Raw genomic sequence first — 20,002 nt, 5'->3', positions numbered from 1 at the left:
TGTGTCCGGATGCATCCGGCGGCCGATCCGGCACCGCAGAGCCCGGACTCAGGAGCCGCCCTGCTGCTTGAGGGCGTCCTGCACCTTCTTGACCACTTCCGCGGGCACCTCCTTGGCGCAGAGCTCGACAGCGCCGATCACCGCGGAGTTGACCGAGCCACGGCGCAGCTCCTCGATCGAGAGCGCCTTGGTGCCCACCTGCTGGATCTGACCGTCGTGCTGACCCTTGATCAGCTGGGCGATCGTTTCACCGGCAATGTTCGCGGCTTTGTCGAACTCGACGCCGGCACCCCGGGCGATGCAGACGTTGACGGCCGCAATCCTGGTGTAGAGCGACATCTCGCTTTCAGTGGCAGGAGCCGCCTGGGCCGGAGGGCCCCCGGCAAAGGCAGGAATGGCGAGGACGACAGCCAGCAGCAGCAACCGGCGGAGGCGATTCGGGAGGCGCAAGGAGAGCGTGTTCATCAAGCCCCATGCTGCTGCACCGAGGCGCGAACTTCAATCGGTGGGAAGTGGATCACCTGGACCCTCCAGGCGGATCTCATGGTGGGTTTCGGTGATGTCCAGAACCCCATCCCGCCAGGAGAAGGTCGAGCAGGCCCGGAAGCGGTCCTGATCGATCAGGCGGATGTGCTGCTCGATGTCCCAGCCCTGATGCTGCGACCCGAGGATCAGTTCGTGCTCGTCCACCTGGCGGATCTGGGAACGCATGGGCAGATCCGAGAAAGGCCCCCTGCTGCAGCGCAGCTGGTGACCGCAGAGGTAAGCATCCAGCCTGCCCTCGGCCTGGTACTGGGGCTTGCGGGCATAGAAGCCGAAATCCCGCTCCGGCCACCAGCTGAAGCGATAGGCCGCCTCCCCTTCGACCGGATGCTCATAGGATTCGATCCGCAGAAAGCTGTCGAGCCGCAGGCCCTCCTCCTCGCCGCGGAAGAAATAGAGGCGCCTGGAACGCCAGAGGCCGAGGTTGCGGGAGAACCATCGCCTCAGGCTGCTGTCCAGCTGAATGCGGCTTCCCCGGGGGGGGATCGTCGATGGACCGGGCTCGTCCCGCGGCACCCGTTGCGTGGAAGAAGTCATGGAAGGTGGGGGTGCGGTGTGGGGTCAGGCCACAGGGTTGTCATAGCCAGGCCTCGGGAAACCGTTGGACGCCATAAGGTGATCAGAACGATTCGCCTGCAGCCAAGGTGCCCGAAGCGGGGAACGCCGACCCCGGCACAACTGCCGCCGGGCCCCTTCCCGGCGGCACCAGGGGCAGCACCAGGGGCAGCACCCCGGCCAGTCGGCAGCCCCTGAAATTGCTGCTGGTGGCGGCCCCCCACCACCTCGCTTCCGCGGATCTGCGCAGCGTGCTCCATTACCTCGAAACCTGCGACTGCGGCTTCGAGGTGGCTCTGGAGGTGGCCAACCCCGCCCTGCGACCCGAGCTGCTGGAGCTGCACAGGCTGGTGGCCACCCCGGCCCTGGTGAAACTGGAGCCACCACCCCGGCAGGTGCTGGCGGGCAACGCGGTGCTGGATCAGTTGAAGGGCTGGCTGCCCCGTTGGCAACAGCTGGAGGTGGTCAGTGACCTGGGCATGAGCCTGCGGCCCGCCGAGATGGATGGCAGCCGTTCCCAGCGGGAGTTGCAACTGGAAGACCAGGTGCTGGTGCTGCGTCAGGAAAACGAAACCCTGATCGAGCGCCTGCGGGTGCAGGAGAGGCTGCTGCGCATGGTGGCCCACGAGCTGCGCACCCCCCTCACCGCCGCCAAGCTGGCGCTTCAGAGCCTGCAACTGGGGCACATCAACAACACCCGCTGCCGGGATGTGCTCGACCGCCGCCTCGATGACATCGAGCACCTCTCCAAGGACCTGCTGGAGGTGGGCACCACCCGCTGGGAAGCCCTGTTCAACCCCCAGCGGCTTGCCCTGGCGCCGGTGGCGGCGGAGGCGATCCTGGAGCTGGAGAAGTTGTGGGTGGGTCGGACGCTGCACCTGATCACCGACATTCCCGCTGACCTTCCGGATGTGTTCGCCGATCAGCGGCGCATGCGCCAGGTGCTGCTGAACCTTCTGGAGAATGCGCTGAAATACACCCCCGATGACGGCGAGGTGACCCTGTCGTTGCTGCACCGCACCAGCCAGTGGGTTCAGGTGAGCGTCTGCGACACCGGTCCGGGCATTCCCCGCGCGGAACAGGAGCGTATTTTCCTGGAACGGGTGCGGCTCCCCCAGACATCAGGAACCACCTCCGGCTTCGGGGTTGGGCTCTCGGTCTGTCGCCGTATCGCCGAAGTTCATGGCGGAAAGATCTGGGTGGTCTCCGAGCCAGGTGAAGGGGCCTGTTTCCACTTCACCGTTCCGGTGTGGTCGGGGCAGAACTCTCCAGGCCAGACCTTGCCTTGACGAAGGGACACTCCGACCCGTAGCGTCCATGAATCGGAATCAGCGCCTGAAAAACGCTGAACCTCCGTGGCCTCGCCCCCATCGTCTAGAGGCCTAGGACACCTCCCTTTCACGGAGGCGACAGGGGTTCGAATCCCCTTGGGGGTATGACAATCAAGCTTGAAAATTACCAGTTCAACGATTCATGCGTAATCGTTGAAATGATTGTTTGATCAAAGCGAACGGCAAAAGATGCTGCCGTAGCAATGATCAGTTGACCTTCAGACTTCCCTGGTTCAGTTCTGCTCGCAGCGGCGCAACGCTTCCCGCTGCACAGCCCTGAGATTGGCCGCCAGATCCTCGCGCAGACGTTGCTCGATCAGGCCGATCGGCATTCCCTGACGTCCCTGCACGGTGAGTTCGTACAGCAGTCGGGACCCGCCTGGGTCATCGCTGACATGCCAGGCACCCTCAAAGCGGCGGAAATCGCCCTGGCGCATGCTGAAGCGGAGCAGGCCGTCGTCGGGGTGCTCACACAATTCAAGTTCGACACGGGCGCTGAAGCGAAGACCGCAGAACTGCTGGCAACCCACCTGCTCGAGGCCCACAGTGGACCCACGGCGCCAGAGCAAGCGCGACGTGGAGAGGTTGGGGATGAAGCGGCTGAGATTCTCGTAGTCGGTGAGGACGGCCCAGATCCGCTGGGGTGGGAGTTCAAGGCGCAACTGAACCGCCAGCCGGCGTGTTCCCTGGGGCAGCCGCTCCATCTCCTGCTGGATCGTGTCCAGCGAGCAGCTGGCCTGGCTGTGGAGCAGGCCCTGGTTGGGGGGTGAGGTCAGAACCGAAAGTTGCGCCAAGTGAGGGGAAACGCCGGATTCGGGCAGGCCTGATCGGTCCGGCCGGGCCCAAACCTAACCGCAATGGGCGGATTCCGGTGCGGAAAGGCCCACGGTCGATCAGGGAGAGATCACAGACGTTGCCTATGATCGGGTCGGATTTTTTTGGAGAATGAGGGTTCATGCGCATCTCGACCGCAGCGCTTCGTCAGTCCGATGCCCGCATGTTCACCCTTGTGGTGGCGGGCCTCAAAGCGGCTGGCACGCGCACGGCCGAGCGCTGCCTCACCATTCCCCTGTCGCAGATGCAGGCCACCCTGCGCATGATCAATCAACAGGGTGGACGTCTGCTTTCGGTCACACCGGCTGATCAGGCCCCGTCCCCCCCGACTCCCGCGCCCGCTCCGACCGCTGCCAACGCCGCCACTGCCGCCGTGACCACATCCGCCAAGCACGAAACCGTACCCGTCAACCTCTACAGGCCAAAGGATCCCTATGTGGGCACTGTGCTTGGGAACTACTCTCTGCTGGCCGACGGGGCGATCGGACGGGTCAATCACATCACGTTCGATCTCTCCGAGGGCAACCTTCACTACGTGGAAGGCCAGAGCATCGGCATCATTCCCGATGGGGTCGACAGCAATGGCAAGCCCAACAAACTCCGCCTCTATTCCATCGCCAGCACCCGCCACGGCGACAATCTCGAGGACAAGACCGTTTCACTCTGTGTGCGTCAACTCCAGTACGAGAAGGATGGGGAAACGATCAATGGCGTCTGCTCCACCTTTCTCTGCGACATCGAACCGGGCGCCAAGGTCAAGATCACCGGTCCCGTCGGCAAGGAGATGCTTCTCCCTCCCGATGAAGAAGCCAATGTGATCATGCTGGCCACCGGCACCGGCATTGCCCCGATGCGTGCCTACCTGCGCCGCATGTTCGATCCCGGTGAGCGGGCCAAGAACCCCGGTTATCAGTTCCGGGGCAAGGCCTGGCTGATCATGGGTGTGCCCACCACACCGAACCTGCTCTACGAAGAGGATTTCCAGAACTACCTCACTGAATTCCCCGACAACTTCCGCTACACCAAGGCCATCAGCCGCGAGCAGAAGAATCCCAGTGGCGGTCGGATGTATATCCAGGACCGGGTTGCTGAGCATGGCGACGAGATCTTCACCATGATCGAGGACCCCAAGACCCACGTGTACATGTGTGGCCTGCGGGGTATGGAGCCCGGCATCGATGAGGCCATGAGCAAGGCCGCTGAAGCCAAGGGTCTCAACTGGGCTGAGCTTCGCCCCCAGCTCAAGAAGGCCGAACGCTGGCACGTGGAAACCTACTGAGCACTCAGCGCTCCACCGGCCCTGTCCTGGCCTGAATCAGCCCGCCTTGACGGCGGGCTTTTTTGCCGAAATCAGCACAGAAGGGAACCCGTGCTGTCGTTTGCTGGGTGTTCCCCGCTTTCGTGGGTAAACCAGTCTCAGCAGCCTCCACTCCATGACCGTCACGCTCACCAATCCACTGAGGGTCGGGCTGCGCCAGGAGCGTGTGATCTCGCCCCAGTGCCTGGTGATCTTTGGAGCGAGCGGAGATCTCACCCATCGCAAGCTGGTTCCTGCTCTGTTCGAACTGTTCCGCCAGCGGCGGCTGCCCACCGAATTCGCCGTGCTGGGCTGTGCACGGCGCCCATGGAGCGACGACGACTTCCGCGGCCACATGGCTGAAGCCCTCGGGGATGTGGTCCGCGAACACCTCGGTGCCTGGGAACAGTTTGCCTCCGGGCTTTTTTACGAGCCGGTGGACCTGCAGCAACCTGAGCATCTGGTGCGCCTGGCCCAGCGTCTGGAGGTGATCGACCGCCAAAGAGCCACCCGTAACAACCGCACCTTTTACCTCTCGGTGTCGCCGAAGTTCTACGGAAGCGGCTGCCGTGCCCTGGCAGCGGCCGGGCTGCTCAGCGACGACCAGCGCAGCCGGGTGGTGATCGAGAAGCCCTTCGGCCGCGATTACGGCAGCGCCCAGGAACTCAACAGGATCGTGCAGGAGAGTGCCAAGGAAAGCCAGGTCTTCCGCATCGACCATTACCTCGGCAAGGAAACGGTCCAGAACATCCTCGTGCTGCGCTTTGCCAACACGATCTTCGAGCCGATCTGGAACCGTAATTACATCGCCAGCGTGGAGATCACCGCAGCTGAAACCGTGGGGGTCGAGGAGCGGGCGGGTTACTACGAAAGTTCCGGCGCCCTGCGGGACATGGTCCAGAACCACCTGACCCAGATGCTGGCCCTCACCACGATGGAAGCTCCCGGACGCTTCGAGCCCGAGGCGATCCGCAACGAGAAGGCCAAAGTGCTTCAGTCAGCTCGGCTCGCTGATGAGCTCGAGCCCTGGAACTGCTGCGTGCGTGGGCAGTACGGCCCAGGTGGCAACGCGGCCCGCCCCCTGCCCGGCTATCGGGAGGAGCCGGGGGTGAACCCCAACAGCACCACGGAAACCTATGTGGCGATGAAACTCTTCATCGACAACTGGCGCTGGCAGGGCGTCCCCTTCTACCTCCGCACCGGCAAGCGGCTGCCCAAACGCATGAGCGAGGTGGTGCTCACCTTCCGCGAAGCACCGGTGCACCTGTTCGACGCTGCCGGCGGAAGCCCCACCGCCAACCAGCTGATCCTGCGCATCCAGCCCGATGAGGGGGCCGGGTTCCGCTTCGAGGTCAAGTCACCGGGTTCGGGAATGCGCAGCAGACCCGTCGACATGCACTTCTCCTACGACGAATCCTTCGGTGAACCGTCCGATGAAGGCTACGTGCGCCTGCTGGCCGACGCCATGCTGGGGGACCCCACCCTGTTCACCCGCGGCGATGAGGTGGAGGCCGCCTGGCGTTTGTACACCCCTCTGCTGGAGCTGATCGAGGACAGCCCCTGGCAGCTGCCGGTGCACCCTTACGAAGCCCGCACCTGGGGGCCCGCTGCCTCCGACAACCTGCTGGGCCGTGATGGCCTGATCTGGCGTCGCCCCTGACCCCAGCCCGATACCGATCCAGCCCCCCGCTTCGCCCCTGTCCTGACGCTTTGACCCCATGTCCCCCCAGCTCACGCTTCAGGCCCCGGTGGCCCTGCCACCGCCGGAACTCACCGATTACCTCGACAAACTCTGGAGTCAGGATCTCGAATCCTCCAGCGGGGCTTCCACCTTCACGCTGCTGGTGTGGCAGCCTGCCTGGGTGGAGCAGCATCTGGTGCGCACCGGCCGTCTTGATGGCCCCGTCACCGGTGTGGTGCGCAGCGAACTGCTCGAGGCCGCCCGCGAGGCCGTTCCGGCCTGCGGCCTGCCCCTGAGCATCTCCCCTCTCTCGCCCAAGCTCGCCTGGGCCCTGGGTCAACAGAGCGGGGACCATGCCATTGAGGACCTGCGCGGGCAGCACATTGATTCGGCCATCAGCACCTACCAGCCGCGGCGGCTGATCACCCTGGCCCCCACCCTCGATCACGGGCAGCCCCTGGAGACCCTGGTGGCCGCCTACTGTCCCCTGCCGGGGGAAGGAACTGCAGCCGCCTGCGGCGATGTCGTGGTGCTGCGCGGCGATTTCGGAGCGCTGCAGCAGGGTCTGCAGTTGCTTCAACCCCTGGTGCCTGCTGATCTGCCCTGCTGGGTGTGGTGGAACGGTTCCCTGGATGAAGCGCCCGAGCTTCTGGATGCCCTCTGCTCGGCGGGCCGTCGCCTGGTGATCGACACGGCCATGGGAACCCCACGCCGCTGCCTGGATCTGCTGGAAAGCCGCGTGGCCAGCGGTCAGCCGGTGAACGACCTCAACTGGCTGAGGCAGCGGGCCTGGCGCGAATCACTGGCCATGGTCTTCGATCCCCCCAGCCGCCGGGATGCCCTCAATCACGTGGTGCAGCTCGACATCGACGTCGAGGGCACCCATCCGGTGCAGGGCTTGCTTCTGGCGGCCTGGCTGGCGGATCGGCTCGGCTGGCACTGGGCCGAGACCCATGCCGGCCCCGACGAGGAGATCCATGCGGAATTCCAGCGCACCGACGGCGTCCCGGTTCAGTTCCATCTCAGCCCGGTGCCGGTGGGTGTACCCAGCAGCCATCCCGGCAGCGTGATGGGCCTGCGCCTGATCTGTGAACCTCCCGGCCGTCAGGCCGTCTGCGTGATCCTCTGCTCGGAATCGGGAGGGTGCATGCGCCTCGAGGCCGGAGGGATGGCCCGGATGGAGCTGGCCGAAGAAGTGGTGCCGATGCGCCACGCCACCGACGAGTGGGAGATGGCCCGGCTCCTGGGGGGCGGCCACGACTCCACCAATCCCCTGATGGCGGCGGCCGCCCCGCTGGCTGCCAAACTGCTGCCCAACGCCTGACGGCCTGAGGGCTCGAAGCCATGGCCTGTCTGATCGCGGCCCCTTGCAGCGGCAGCGGCAAGACCCTGCTCAGCCTCGCCCTGAGCGCACTGCTGCGCCGTGGTGGGGCCAGCGTTCAGGTCTTCAAGGTGGGGCCCGATTACCTCGATCCCCAGTTGCTGGGCCGGGTGAGCGGACGCCCGTGCCGAAACCTCGATCGCCTGCTCTGCGGCGAGAAATGGCTGGAGCGGGCCTTCCACTGGTGGGGCAGCCAGGCTGACCACTGCCTGGTGGAGGGGGTGATGGGCCTCTTCGACGGGCGGGGCCCGGGCTCGGAAGGGAGTTCCGCCGAGGTGGCGACCCTGCTGGAGCTTCCTGTGGTGCTGGTGGTGGAGGCCAGTCGGCAGGCGGGTTCCCTGGCAGCCCTGGTTCGGGGTTTCCGCGATCACCAACCCGGGCTGGACCTGGCCGGGGTCGTGCTCAACGGGGTGAGCACCGAGCGCCACCGGTCACTGCTGAGCGAGGCCCTCGCCTCGATTGGCATGCCCCTGCTGGGGTCATTGCCCCGCCATCCCGATCTCAGCCTCCCCTCCCGCCATCTGGGCCTGCTCCCTCCCCACGAGCTGCAGGATTTCCAGGCCAGAAGTGAGGAATGGGCCGCCCTGGCTGAGCGCCATCTGGATCTGGAGCGGTTGCTGCCCCTGCTGGCCCCGCCGCCGCGCCTGCGGGGCCGAGGCAACGCCGACGATCCGATCCACTGGTGCCTCGATCCCTCGGCCCAGGCCTGGGAAGCGATCGACACCAGCAGCGGCAGGGAGCTGGCGATTGCCATCGCCAGCAACGCGGCCTTCCACTTCCGTTACCCCGAGGCCACGGAGCTGCTCACCGCTGTGGGGGTCACCCCCCTTCCATGGGATCCCCTGGCCGATCAGCCCCTGCCCCAGGGCTGTCGCGGGGTGATCCTCCCGGGGGGTTACCCCGAGCTGCATGCCGCCGAACTGGCCGCCGCTCGGCGCAGCCAGGACGACCTCAGGCATGCCGCGGCAACGGGCCTGCCCATCTATGCGGAATGCGGCGGCCTGCTCCTGCTCGGCCAGCAGCTGCTGGATCCCCTGGGCGAAGCCCATGCCATGGCCGGTCTGTTGCCGTTCAGCGCCCGGCGGGGAACGCTGCAACTGGGCTATCGCCAGGCCACACCCATGGGAAACGGCCTGGTGACCCGCCAGGGTGAAGGCCTCGTGGGCCATGAATTTCACCGCTGGGAACTGAGCGACACATTCGTGGACGGCAGCGAACGACTGTGGCAGCTTGAAGGCTGGGGCTGGGCGCCGCGGCAGGAAGGATGGACAACACCGACGCTTCACGCAAGCTGGCTGCACCTCCACTGGGCTGGATGTTCGGCGATTCCCTGGCGCCTGCGCGACGCGGCCGCCCGGGCGATGCCCTGGCCAGGGGAAGCGGGGACCTCCGGCGGCGTGGTGGCACCGGTGCCCCTGTGGAGCGCTGGCGCCTGATCGTCAGTGGACGGGTTCAGGGAGTGGGCTACCGGCAGGCCTGTTGCCTCCGGGCCCAGTCCCTTGGCCTGGGCGGCTGGGTGAGGAACCGACCCGACGGCCGGGTGGAGCTGGAGGCGGAAGGCTGCAGCCAGAACCTTGAGCAACTGAGGCTGTGGTGTGAGTCGGGCCCTCCGGGAGCCCACGTGAGTGGGGTCAGCGAAAGTGTGATCCCCCCCGGAGGACACGACTGGTTCGAGGTGCGCCGCTGACCGTTGATCACCCGCCCTTATCCGGCAGATCTGCTGTCTGAGGGGGAGCAACCCGCCATCCTGAGCTGGAACCTTTCCCCCGGCGCCAGCCCCATGACCGATGCCACGCTCTGGGCCGAGCTGCTGGCCTACGGCAGCGGAATCAGCCTCTCGCCGATCCACATCGGTCTGCTGCTGCTGCTGCTGCTGGGGCCTGATCCCCTCCGCCGGGGGGGGCTGTTCCTGCTCAGCTGGATCCTCACCATCGCTGTGATGGTGACGCTGCTGCTCACGGTGGGCCATGGGTTGCTGCTGACCATGGAGCAGGGCAGCGACCACCGCACCGGCCTGGATCTGATCGGAGCCGGGGCTCTGCTGGCCCTGGGGATCAGGGATCTGCTGCCCACCAAGGCCGGAGGGGAGGAGCCCGCCGGCTGGATTCGCCAGCTGGATCGCTTCTGCGCTCTGCCCCTGCCCCTGCTGATCGGGGTGAGCATGGCGATCGAGGTGATCAGTCCCGACGACCTGGTGCTGCTGGCCAAAGGCGCCTCTGCCCTCCTGGCCGCCGGCCTGGGACGAGACCAGGAGGTGCTGCTGGTGGGCGTCTTCACCCTCTCAGCCAGCATCCTGCTACTGCTGCCTGTGCTGGGGGTGGCCCTGGGCCGAGAGCGGGTGCTGCCGCTGCTGCAGAGGGGCAAACAGAGCCTCTACGCCCATGGGGAGCTGGTGATGGGCACGATCAGCCTGGCCCTGGCGGCCTATCTGGCCTGGCAGGGGATCGAGGGGCTGCAGCTGGCCTAGGGGGGATCGGGCTGCTCGACGAGGGCCTCCTGCCAGCGGCGGCGATCCGCCTCACCACCGGGGCCGCCGGCCAGCCACACCCCGTGGCGGGCACGGGTGACGGCCACATAGACCAGCTGACGACGCAGCCGCAGGTCGGATGGCCAGAAGACATCGGCATCGATGAACACCTCCCCGAAGCCGCTTCCCTGGGAGCGGTGCACCGTGAGCACGGCCGCTGGACCGAGGGAGGCGAAGGCATCACGAACCAGGAAATAGCGACGCCAGTGGGAGCGGCCCTGCTCCTGTCCCGCCTCACGGGCCTGGCGCCGCAAGGCATCCAGCACGGCCTCCAGCTTCTCCCTGGCGGCACTGCCCACCGGTGGCAGCAGTCGCAGGCTCAGGGGGGTCTCCCCGAACGCCACCTCCACCAGCTGGGTGTCGATCACGGGGGCCTCCGCCACACCGAACTCGGCCAGGTCGCAGCGCTCCGGTGTCACATCCCGCACCAGCAACTCTCTGTTCGAGGCCAGCACCATGTCCGGCTCCTCGCCGCCTTCGGCCCCCTGGCGGCAGGCTGGCGCCATCACCGCCATGCGGCTGAGCAGCACCTCACCGGGCAGCACCGGCAGCTGGTCGGCCATGGAGCCATGGATGGCGCGCCGGGCCAGAGGAACCAGCCGCTCCAGGGAGCGGTTGGTGTAACAGAGAATGCGCGCCTGGTCGGGATCGTCGCCGGCGGCGGCCCGACGCAGGGCCGCCTGGGCGGCCTCCAGCCAGGCACCTCTCTCCAGCACGGCCACATCCCCCTGAGGGGTGAGACGGCGTGGACCCACCGGCGGCAAGCGGCAGGGCAGCTGCTCCTGGCGCAGGGCGGTGGCCAGGCGCAACACGGGCCCCTGGTGACGGACCACCTCGCAGAGTTCGCTGCGGCAGGCACGCTGCAGCGCAAACACCGGGCTGCTTGCTTCCCCCACGGGCGGCAGCTGCGCAGGATCCCCGACGAACACCAGGCGGGTGCCGTAGGGGTGGGCTCCCTGCAGGCTGAACCGCAGCAGACTGCCATCCACCATCGAGGCCTCATCGATCAGCACCAGTCCGAGGTGCTCCAGGGCCAGGGCCGTCTGATCGGTCTCCTCACAGACCTCACGTCCCCCCTGGCGGCGCAGCTTCAGCCGCAGCAGCCTGTGCAGGGTGGAGGGATGCCAGGTGGGACGCAGTGCCGCGAGCTCCAGATACCCCCGCAGCACTCCGACGGCTTTGTGGGTCGGTGCCACCGCCGTCCAGCAGAGACCCCTTGCTTCGGCCTCGGCCAGGAAGAGCATCGAAAGAAAGGTCTTGCCGGTGCCGGCAAAACCGCTGAGCACGAAGGGCTCATCCCGGGCAGGTCGCGCCAGCCACTCGCCGAAGCTGTCCACCGCACGGCGCTGGGAGGGTGTGAGCCGCAGAGGGGCCGCGGGCGGGCTGCCGCTCAGGCCAGGGGCAGCCAACCCAACCCCTGGGCAATCTGCAGCGGAGAACCAGCCAGGGCGAGGCCCATCAGGGCGATCGCCGGGCCGATCAGACTTCCGGCCAGCACCTCACCGCGGGTGTGGCCCAGGCTTTCCTTGAGGGGAAGCAGTGGGGCGAGCGGAGCCGTTGACGGCGACAGCGGCGGGGTCGGCTGAGACTCCTCAGGCGGCACCTCAGTTGTCCAGAGGGAGTCGGGCAGGCCGTTGAGGCGAGCGGCCTGGAGACCCGCCGCCCGGCGGACTCCGCTGGCGTCGTACATCACGATGAACGCGATCGTGCAGGCGAAGGCGAACAGCGGATCGTCGACTCCCAGCTCCCAGCCGATGCCTGCGCAGGCCCCGGTGACCAGGGCCGAGTGGCTGGAGGGCATCCCTCCGGTTTCGAACAGCACCGCGGGCCGCCAGCGCCCGTGTTCCACCAGCTCCACCAGCAACTTGCCCAGCTGGGCCAGGCCACAGGCGATCAGGGCCCAGGCCAGCACACCGTTGTCAAGCAACTGAAGCAGGGGCCCATCCGGAACGAAGGACGTGCTCATCGGTCGCGGCTCGTGATGTAGTCGGCCAGGGCCAGCAGGGGCTGGGCCCTGGCCTGCCACGGCTGCAGGGCGTGCTTGGCCTCCGCCACCAGGGCATCCGCCCGCTGCCTGGATTCCTCCAGGCCCAGCAGTTTGGGGTATGTGGTCTTGTCGGCGGTGAGATCCTTCCCTGCCGTCTTGCCGAGCACTTCGCTGCTGGCGGTGACGTCGAGGATGTCGTCGATGATCTGAAAGGCCAGGCCGATGCCCCTGGAGTAGGTGCGCAGGGCCTCCAGCAAAGGGTCTGGAGCACCGGCGATCAGGGCCCCGGTGAGCACGCAGGCCTGGAGCAGAGCACCGGTCTTGTGCAGATGGATGTACTCCAGGGTGTTGAGATCAACGTCTTTGCCCTCTGATTCCAGGTCCACCACCTGGCCTCCCACCAGCCCAGGCGCTCCGGCCGCCAGCGAGAGCTCTCCGACCACCGACAACAGGCGCTCCGGTGGCACGCCGGGGCTGCGCAGGGCCACCATCTCGAAGGCTCGAGTCAGCAGGGCATCACCGGCGAGAATCGCCTGGGCCTCGCCGAAGACCTTGTGGTTCGTGGGACGACCACGGCGGAGATCGTCGTTGTCCATGGCCGGGAGGTCGTCGTGGATCAACGACATCGTGTGGATCATCTCCAGCGCCACGGCTGAGGGCAGGGCGAGGGCCACGTCTCCACCGGCCAGCTCACAGGCCGCCAGGCAGAGGATCGGACGAAGCCGTTTGCCACCGGCCAGCAACGAGTAGCGCATCGCCTCCCGCAGCGACTCGGGCCGCTCAGGGCCGAGGGCCGCCTCAAGAGCCAGTTCAACCCTCTCCCGGGCCGACCCCAGATAGGCGGCGAAATCGAATCCCGTGCTCACCGCCACGGCCATGGGTCCAAGCGCGCTGGCGGGGATTCTCTCAGGCCATCGGTCTGGCGGTGGCTCACGGCAGAAGATCCGCCAACGGATGGTCAGCGGGGCCTGCGGCCTGGTCGCCTGCCCCGCTGCGGTTCCACCAGCTCACAACAGTGTTCACAAGCAGCATCGTCACTGTCATCGGCCCCACGCCTCCGGGCACCGGCGTGATGGCGCTGGCCAGCGGCTCCACCTCCTCAGCCCGCACATCACCGCAGAGGCCACTGTCACGGCGGTGGATTCCAACATCCACCACCACAGCCCCGGGACGCACATGCTCGGCGCCCAGAAGGCGCGGGCGCCCGGCGGCCACCACCAGGATCTCCGCCTGCCGGGTAAGACCAGGCAGATCGGTTGTGCGGGAGTGGGCCACACTCACGGTGGCGTCGGCGGCCTGCAGCATCAGGGCCATCGGCTGGCCGACGAGAATGCTGCGGCCCACCACCACGGCGCGGCGACCGGCGGGATCGATCCCATGGCGGGCCAGCAGGGCCATCACCCCGGCCGGTGTGCAGCTGCGTGGCCCGGGTTCCCCCTTGAGCAACCTGCCGAGGTTGAGAGCGTGCAGTCCGTCAGCGTCCTTGGCCGGATCGATCGCCTCCAGCAGCGGAGTGTCGTCCAACCCCGCAGGCAGGGGCAGTTGCAACAGGATCCCGTCCACCGCAGGATCGTTGTTGAGCGACGCGATCGTGGCCAGCAGCTCTGCCTGCCCGGTGTCGGCGCCCAGATGCTTCACCAGGCTGTGGATGCCCACCCGGGCGCAGGCCTTGGCCTTGTTGGCCACATACACCCCACTGGCAGGATCGTTGCCCACCCGCAGCACCGCCAGGCCGGGGGGACGGCCAGCCCCCTGAAGCCGGTCGCTGATGACGGCGCGCAGGCGATTCTCCAGCTCCGCGGCAAGTTGGCGGCCGTCGAGACGAAGGGCCATCGGGTTCATGCTCGCGGTGAGCTCCAGCATGCAGCGAAGCGTGCGCAGACGCTCTCGCTAGCGTTGGGTTTCAAGTGACCGGTGATGGTGCTGCGACGGGGTCGCCTCAAGAACATCTGGCGCCGGCTGATGCGGCAGGAAAGTCCCTGCCAGGCCCTCTGCTCCTGGCGGCGGCTCGACTGGGCGGGCATCCTGCTGGGCTGTGCGTTGGTGGCCATGATCTCCAGCTGGCCCTGGCTGGTGGAGCCCAGTCTGCGTCCAGGCATTGCCGCTCCGATCAGCGTGAGCGCCCCCGAGGCCGCCACCGTGATCAATTCCGAGGCCCTCGAGCAGAGGCGCTCTCAGCTGGGGACCCGAACCCACGTGCAGGTGATCGACCTGGAGGCGAACCGGGTCCTGCAGGAGCGGCTGGAGCGTCAGCTGCAGGAACTGGATCAGGTCGCGCGCAGCAGCCAGACCCGGGTGGGACCGCTCAACCTCAGCCCCCTGGAACAGAGCTGGTTGGTGGGTCGCGACCCGAAGGATCTCAACACCTGGAAGCTGTCCCTGCGCAAGGCCCAGCAACGGATGCTCAGTCAGGGGATCGTGGGCAACCTCGCCAAGCAGCAGTTGCAGCAGGCTGCACGGCTCCAGCTCTCCCCCATGCAGGAACCTGGCCTGGGCCTCGGCAGCAGGCTGCTGGCCACGAACCTGCAGGGCCGCACGAATCTGCGCACCGACCCTTTGATGAGTCAGCAGCTGATTGAGGAGCTGCTGAGCCAACAGGGCATTCCGCGCATCGTGGTCAAGAAGGGGGATCTGATCGCCCGCCGCGGTGAACCGATCAGTCCGCAGGCCTACGACGTTCTCGACTACTTCGGCCTGGTGAACCGCCGCCCCCTGCTGAGGGCCTGGTTGGGCTACTTCCTCGAGGCCATGGCCGGTTGCCTGGTGATGGTGCTGATCCTGCGACGCTGGCGCTGCAGCCTGGAGCCTCGCCATGCCCTGCTGGCCCTGACGATGCTGGCGGTGGTGCAGGGGTTCAAGCTCTGGCTGGGGAATGCTGCCAGCCCCCTGGCCCTGCTGGTTCCCCCCACCCTGCTGCTGGCTCAGGCCCTGGGGACACCGGCCGGGCTGGGCTGGCTGGCGGTGGCCAGCCTGCTCTGGCCCCAGCCGCTCGATGATTTCAGCGAAGTTCGCCTGCTGGTGGCAGCCCTGGTGGCGGCGGTGGCGGCGGTGCTGGCTGGCCGCCAGCGCAGCCGGGCCCAGCTGGTGCAGCTGGCGATTCTGCTGCCGATCGTCGCTCTGGTGATTCAGTGGGTCGCTCTGCAGAGCGTGGCGCTCTGGCATGGACGTACCCGGGTGCCCCCCAGCGGCACCGAACTGGCTGCAGAGGCACTGCTGATGGGGGGCTTGCTGATGGGCGGCCTGCTGCTCGGCCCCCTGGTGGAGAGCTTCTTCGGGTTGCTGACGCGGGCCCGCCTGCTGGAGATGGCCGATCTGGAGCGGCCATTGCTGCGCCGCCTGTCCACAGAGGCTCCCGGCACCTTTGAGCACACCTTGATGATCTGCGGGCTTGCTGAGGAGGGGGCACGGGCGATCGGGGCCGATGTGGACCTGATCCGAACCGGTTCCCTGTACCACGATGTGGGCAAGCTTCATGCCCCCCAGTGGTTCATCGAGAACCAGACCGAGGGTCCCAATCCCCACGATGAGCTCGATGATCCCTTCGGAAGCGCCAGGGTTCTGCAGGCCCACGTGGATGAAGGACTGAAACTGGCCCGGAAGTACCGCCTGCCGCGACCTCTCGAAGACTTCATTCCCGAGCATCAGGGCACCCTGCGGATGGGATATTTCTTCCACCAGGCCCGCGAGCGCGACCCCTCCACCCCGGAAGCCGCGTTCCGCTACCGCGGTCCCACCCCCCAGAGCCGGGAAACGGCCATCCTGATGCTCGCCGACGGCTGCGAAGCCGCCCTGCGCTCCCTGCCTCCTGGCACCTCCGAACTGGAGGCCTCGGCGATGGTGCGACGGTTGATCGATGCCCGCCGACTGGATGGCCAGCTGCGCGACAGCGGCCTCAGCCGCGGTGAACTGGAACTGGTGATCCGCTCCTTCGTGAAGGTCTGGCGGCGCATGCGTCACCGCCGTATTCCCTACCCGATCCCGGCGCGCAAGGCCTACAGCGCCTGAGGCCTGAGCCTTGCGGACCGTCGGTTGAAGGGCTGCACTGCCAAACAAGGTCCTACAGGCGGCTTCAGTGGGGCCGAGGGGAGAGCGATAGGGTCCCCACAGGCAGGATGGCCCATGGTTTCTTCTCCAGCGCAACCCCTGGCGGCCCTCGGCCCCCACGGCAAACTCGGTGTGATGGTCTGCGGCCACGGCAGCCGCAACCGGCTGGCGGTGGGTGAATTCGCGCAGCTGGCCGAGGGACTGCGCACACGCCTGCCAGGAGTTCCCGTCGATTACGGCTATCTGGAATTCGCCCGACCGATCCTGCGGGATGGCCTGGACAACCTGCGGGCCCAGGGCGTGGAGCACGTGCTGGCGGTGCCGGGGATGCTGTTCGCAGCCGGCCACGCGAAGAACGACATTCCCTCGGTGCTCAACACCTATGCGGCCGAGACCGGCCTGCGCATCGACTACGGCCGTGAGCTGGGGGTCGACCGCAAGATGATCCAGGCCGCCGCCGCCAGGATCGAGGCCTGCCTGATGCAGGCTGAGGCCTCCGTCCCACGCCACGACACCCTGCTGGTGGTGGTGGGCCGTGGCTCCTCCGACCCCGATGCCAACTCCAACGTCAGCAAGGTGACGCGGATGCTTGTGGAAGGCATGGGCTTCGGCTGGGGTGAGACCCTCTACTCCGGAGTGACCTTTCCCCTGGTGGAACCCGGTCTGCGCCATGCCATCAAGCTGGGCTTCCGCCGCATCGTCGTTTTTCCCTACTTTCTGTTCTCAGGCGTTCTGGTGAGCCGGATCCGGCAGCACACCCAGCGGGTCGCCGAAGACCACCCTGAGATCGAGTTTCTCTCGGCAAGTTACCTGGGAGACCACCCCCTGGTGCTCGACACCTTCCGCGAGCGGGTGGAAGAGGTGATCCGAGGGGAAACCCAGATGAACTGTTCTCTGTGCAAGTACCGCGCCCAGGTGCTTGGCTTCGAGAGCGAAGTGGGCGCTCCCCAGCGCAGCCACCATCACCACGTGGAAGGACTGGTGGAGAGCTGCACTCTCTGCGAGCGGGAATGCACCGGTGCCTGCCAGCCCGACGGCGTGCCGATCCCCCTGAGCCACAGCCATGACCACAGCCATGGGCCAGGAGGGGGTCATGGCCACAGCCATGCGCCCTACCCCCAGGCCAACCATCCCCTCGGCCCCCGCAGCCTCGGGGCGGCTGGCTCACCTGTCTCGATCTCAGCCGAGTCCCAGGAGACACAGCAGACATAAGCCCTGCTGATTGATCAACGATTTCCCCAGGTTGGCAGGGTTTTCCCCAGGCCGCATGGGGTTTTTCCACAGGTTGAAGAGCCGAACTGGCCGTCATGGCGTTGGGCCTGGGGATTGCGAGCTTCCCCAGGCCCATCACTTGACAGCTCGATCACAGCGCTTTGAGCCCAGGGTCCGGTGCCCCAGAAGGACAGCCAGACCGCTCACGGGCTGGCTGTCTCAGCCTTGGGCCGGGTGGATTGGTGAGCGACACGCCGCTTTGACGCCTCCCCCCTCCCCGTGGCTTGCTGGGCTGGCGAAGAGTGAATCCATGCCCCAGTCTCACGATGGTCTCCAGCCCCAGGGCAGTGCTGACATCAGCCTGGAAGCGGAGATCCCAGAAGCCCTGTTCGATGGCATGCACGAGTTCATGCGCAACCACCCCCACTGGGATCAGTACCGGCTGATCACCGCGGCCCTGGCGGGGTTTCTGTTCCAGAACGGCTGCAGCGACCGCAGCGTGACCCAGCACTACCTCAATGGCCTGTTCATGAAGGCCGGCTCCAGCTGAGGCACGGCAGAAGGCAAAAAAAAGCGGAAGCTGCCGCTCCCGCCGTTTCTCCCTTGCCCGACCCGTTGAAAGGTCGCCTGCAGAGTGTGCGGCCTCATCAGCTGGGGGATTGTGGTCATCGACACCAGTTGCCGGTGTCGGTGTTCAGCTGCTCACATCGTCGAGCGACGCAGATCATCAGCGGCCCGCGCGCACGCCCGCCAGGTGATCGCCATTTCCGTGAGTGTGGGGCTCTGCCAGCCGGCACTGGGCCAGCAGGAACCATCGGTCACCAGCAGGTTGCGCGCCTGCCAGTGGCGGTTCCAGGGGTCGAGCACACCCTGCTCAGGGCTCGACGACATCCGTGCGCCCCCCAGTTCGTGGATGTAATAACCGGGAGGGGCTGCCGCTGGAGCCAGGGCCACCCCGCGGCGCACGAGCGGTTCGGCCAGGGGGAACAGGAAGAGGTCCTCAAGAGGGCGGATCCGCCCTCCCCCGGCGGCCACCACCTGCTGCATGCGCTCCTGCATGTGGGCCACCATCAGCCTCTCGTTCTCCCCCCAGTGGCAATCGATGTGCGGCACCGGCAGTCCCCAGGCGTCACGCTCGGTGGCGCTCAGGCTGAGCCGGTTCTCGGCCCAGGGCAGCACCTCGCCATGGCCGATCAGAAACCCCACCGCCTCCTGGCTCCGGCGTTTGAGCGGGACAGGCGGATCGAAACGCTGGACCCCCGCCCAGATCCCGTAGCCCCGCAGAAAAGGCAGCTCGCCGAGGCCGTCGAGGTTGACGGTGTTGGGGATGAAGGCACTGCCCGCCCCCGACAGTTCGGTGGCCTCCTCCGGCGCGGGCTGGTCGGGCAGGGCGAAGAAGCGACTGGTGGAGATGTGATCCATCAGGTAGCGGCCCAGGGTGCCCGACCCATCCACCAGACCGCCGCTCTGATGGGGCTCACCGGAATGCAGCAGGATGCGCACGCTCTCGAGCGTGGAGGCGCAGAGCACCACCAGCGCTGCTCTGCAGCGGTGACTGGCGCCACTGAGCCGATCAAGGAACACGACCCCATCGGCCAGGCCACGGTCGGTCATCTCCACGTGGCTGACCACAGCGTCACTGCGCAGGCAGACCCTGCCGCTGGCCAGGGCACGGGCCAGGGCGCCGCCCTGGGAACAGGAGCGAGGCCAGGGGTTGCTCGGCGAGGGACGCTGCCGACGGAACCCACGGGAGTGAATCAGGGGCAGCCCCAGGTCGCGGGCGATCGCTGCGCCCAGGTGCTTCTCGGCGGGGGTGAAGGGCAGCGGAGGCAGATACTGGCCGTCGGGCAGCTGGGGTAGCCCATCGCGCTGGCCATGGACGCCGAGCATGCGCTCGAGACGGTCATAGATGGGGGCGAGATCCTCCCCGACGATCGGCCAGGGCAGGCCATGCCCATCCCGCTCGGCCGCCTTGAACTCGTGGTCGGAGAGGCGCAGGGTGATGCCGCCCCAGGTGAGGCTCTTTCCACCCACCTGCCTGCCCCGGCTCCACAGGAACGGCCGCTGCTCGGGGGTGGTGTAGGGGTTCTGGAGCTCATCCACGTAGAGATCGGGATTGGCTTTCCAGTAGCCCGGATGCTGACTCTGCAGCCGCTGGCGGCCGCTACTGAGGTTGGCCAGCCGACGCAGGCTGTTGAGCGGTTCCCGGCCGAAGGCCCTCTCCGGGCTCAGGTCGGGGCCAGCCTCCAGCACCAGCACCCTCAGGCCAGCCTCCGCCAGCACCATCGCGGCCACCCCGCCCGTGGCTCCTGAGCCCACCACCACGGCGTCGTAGGTGATGGATGGATCGAATCGGAACGAAGCGGCAAGGCCTGAGGACATCCCTGGGCTTCCCAGCCAGCGTCAGGGGCGAGGCTAGGGGAGGGGTTCCGGGCGCGGCCTGCGGGGGCGAACGGCCAGCAAAAAGCCCAGCCACCTGAGGATGGCTGGGCTTTGGTGATGTGGTGGCGGGGAGGAGATTTGAACTCCTGACCTTCGGGTTATGAGCCCGACGAGCTACCAGACTGCTCTACCCCGCGGCGCTGGGAGGAGAGTACCAGCCGGAGGTGC

General features: G+C 67.0%; 18 protein-coding genes and 2 tRNA genes. 11 read left to right on the top strand and 9 right to left on the bottom strand.

What is annotated here, in order from left to right:
• Positions 1-48: 48 nt before the first annotated feature.
• Positions 49-465, bottom strand: coding sequence for a cAMP phosphodiesterase (locus FPZ61_RS03115; protein ID WP_185464438.1), 417 nt, complete (start codon positions 463-465; stop codon positions 49-51).
• 33 nt (positions 466-498) lie between these two features.
• Entirely contained in the window at positions 499-1,080 is a 582-nt protein-coding gene (locus FPZ61_RS03110; RefSeq protein WP_221629725.1) for a hypothetical protein, read from the bottom strand.
• Positions 1,081-1,187: 107 nt separating this feature from the next.
• On the opposite strand from FPZ61_RS03110, the gene FPZ61_RS03105 reads away from it, so the two are divergent.
• Positions 1,188-2,387 carry a histidine kinase gene (locus FPZ61_RS03105; RefSeq protein ID WP_185464439.1) on the top strand — a complete coding sequence of 400 codons (1,200 nt, stop codon included), beginning with the start codon at positions 1,188-1,190 and terminating at the stop codon, positions 2,385-2,387.
• 74 nt (positions 2,388-2,461) lie between these two features.
• A tRNA-Glu gene (locus FPZ61_RS03100) sits at positions 2,462-2,534 on the top strand.
• Positions 2,535-2,662: 128 nt separating this feature from the next.
• Here the strand turns inward: FPZ61_RS03100 and FPZ61_RS03095 are convergent.
• Positions 2,663-3,223, bottom strand: a complete 561-nt coding sequence (locus tag FPZ61_RS03095; protein WP_255441304.1) for an SRPBCC family protein — start codon at positions 3,221-3,223, stop codon at positions 2,663-2,665.
• A gap of 161 nt (positions 3,224-3,384) precedes the next feature.
• Here FPZ61_RS03095 and petH point away from each other — a divergent pair, with 161 nt between their 5' ends.
• From petH to FPZ61_RS03065, 6 genes are all read left to right on the top strand, one after another.
• The gene (petH, locus tag FPZ61_RS03090) at positions 3,385-4,542 is read left to right on the top strand and encodes a ferredoxin--NADP reductase (RefSeq protein WP_185464440.1); all 1,158 of its coding nucleotides are present in this window, start codon (positions 3,385-3,387) and stop codon (positions 4,540-4,542) included.
• 154 nt (positions 4,543-4,696) lie between these two features.
• Positions 4,697-6,220 (top strand): glucose-6-phosphate dehydrogenase, encoded by a 1,524-nt coding sequence (gene zwf / locus FPZ61_RS03085; RefSeq protein WP_185464441.1) that lies wholly within the window; start codon positions 4,697-4,699, stop codon positions 6,218-6,220.
• Positions 6,221-6,278: 58 nt separating this feature from the next.
• Positions 6,279-7,565: a glucose-6-phosphate dehydrogenase assembly protein OpcA gene (locus FPZ61_RS03080; RefSeq protein WP_185464442.1), complete on the top strand. Its 1,287-nt coding sequence runs from the start codon at positions 6,279-6,281 to the stop codon at positions 7,563-7,565.
• A 20-nt stretch (positions 7,566-7,585) separates the two neighbouring features.
• Complete coding sequence (locus tag FPZ61_RS03075) at positions 7,586-9,058, top strand: cobyrinate a,c-diamide synthase (RefSeq protein WP_185464443.1); 1,473 nt, start codon at positions 7,586-7,588, stop codon at positions 9,056-9,058.
• The gene (locus FPZ61_RS03070) at positions 9,040-9,309 is read left to right on the top strand and encodes an acylphosphatase (RefSeq protein ID WP_185464713.1); all 270 of its coding nucleotides are present in this window, start codon (positions 9,040-9,042) and stop codon (positions 9,307-9,309) included. Before FPZ61_RS03075 ends, FPZ61_RS03070 begins: the two co-directional genes overlap by 19 nt.
• Before the next feature lie 93 nt (positions 9,310-9,402).
• The gene (locus FPZ61_RS03065) at positions 9,403-10,089 is read left to right on the top strand and encodes a GAP family protein (RefSeq protein ID WP_185464444.1); all 687 of its coding nucleotides are present in this window, start codon (positions 9,403-9,405) and stop codon (positions 10,087-10,089) included.
• Here FPZ61_RS03065 and FPZ61_RS03060 read toward each other — a convergent pair.
• The 4 genes from FPZ61_RS03060 to folD are packed head-to-tail and all read right to left on the bottom strand — an operon-like array spanning position 10,086 to position 13,969.
• A complete protein-coding gene (locus FPZ61_RS03060; RefSeq protein ID WP_255441303.1) occupies positions 10,086-11,558 on the bottom strand; it encodes an AAA family ATPase in 1,473 nt (490 codons plus the stop codon). The genes FPZ61_RS03065 and FPZ61_RS03060 overlap by 4 nt on opposite strands.
• A complete protein-coding gene (locus tag FPZ61_RS03055) occupies positions 11,540-12,115 on the bottom strand; it encodes a divergent PAP2 family protein (RefSeq protein WP_185464445.1) in 576 nt (191 codons plus the stop codon). The genes FPZ61_RS03060 and FPZ61_RS03055 overlap by 19 nt, the downstream gene beginning before the upstream one ends.
• A complete protein-coding gene (crtE, locus tag FPZ61_RS03050) occupies positions 12,112-13,014 on the bottom strand; it encodes a geranylgeranyl diphosphate synthase CrtE (RefSeq protein ID WP_185464446.1) in 903 nt (300 codons plus the stop codon). Before crtE ends, FPZ61_RS03055 begins: the two co-directional genes overlap by 4 nt.
• Before the next feature lie 52 nt (positions 13,015-13,066).
• Entirely contained in the window at positions 13,067-13,969 is a 903-nt protein-coding gene (gene folD, locus FPZ61_RS03045) for a bifunctional methylenetetrahydrofolate dehydrogenase/methenyltetrahydrofolate cyclohydrolase FolD (RefSeq protein ID WP_185464677.1), read from the bottom strand.
• An 84-nt stretch (positions 13,970-14,053) separates the two neighbouring features.
• Here folD and FPZ61_RS03040 point away from each other — a divergent pair, with 84 nt between their 5' ends.
• The 3 genes from FPZ61_RS03040 to FPZ61_RS03030 all read left to right on the top strand — a co-directional run bounded on the left by FPZ61_RS03040 (position 14,054) and on the right by FPZ61_RS03030 (position 17,942).
• Complete coding sequence (locus FPZ61_RS03040; RefSeq protein WP_185464447.1) at positions 14,054-16,141, top strand: HDIG domain-containing metalloprotein; 2,088 nt, start codon at positions 14,054-14,056, stop codon at positions 16,139-16,141.
• Positions 16,142-16,255: 114 nt separating this feature from the next.
• On the top strand, positions 16,256-17,392 hold the full coding sequence (locus tag FPZ61_RS03035; RefSeq protein ID WP_185464448.1) for a sirohydrochlorin chelatase: 1,137 nt from the start codon (positions 16,256-16,258) through the stop codon (positions 17,390-17,392).
• Positions 17,393-17,702: 310 nt separating this feature from the next.
• Positions 17,703-17,942: a DUF2811 domain-containing protein gene (locus FPZ61_RS03030; RefSeq protein ID WP_185464449.1), complete on the top strand. Its 240-nt coding sequence runs from the start codon at positions 17,703-17,705 to the stop codon at positions 17,940-17,942.
• 152 nt (positions 17,943-18,094) lie between these two features.
• Here the strand turns inward: FPZ61_RS03030 and FPZ61_RS03025 are convergent, their stop codons facing one another.
• Together FPZ61_RS03025 and FPZ61_RS03020 are read right to left on the bottom strand one after the other, a co-directional pair.
• Positions 18,095-19,774, bottom strand: a complete 1,680-nt coding sequence (locus FPZ61_RS03025; protein WP_185464450.1) for a GMC oxidoreductase — start codon at positions 19,772-19,774, stop codon at positions 18,095-18,097.
• Positions 19,775-19,894: 120 nt separating this feature from the next.
• Positions 19,895-19,971 (bottom strand) — tRNA-Met (locus FPZ61_RS03020).
• Positions 19,972-20,002: the final 31 nt, after the last annotated feature.

Origin of the sequence: Synechococcus sp. BSA11S (genome assembly GCF_014224355.1) — a bacterium.
Lineage (GTDB): Bacteria > Cyanobacteriota > Cyanobacteriia > PCC-6307 > Cyanobiaceae > Regnicoccus_A.
Note: the sequence above shows the minus strand (reverse complement) of the source record. Positions and strands in the feature narration are given on the sequence as shown.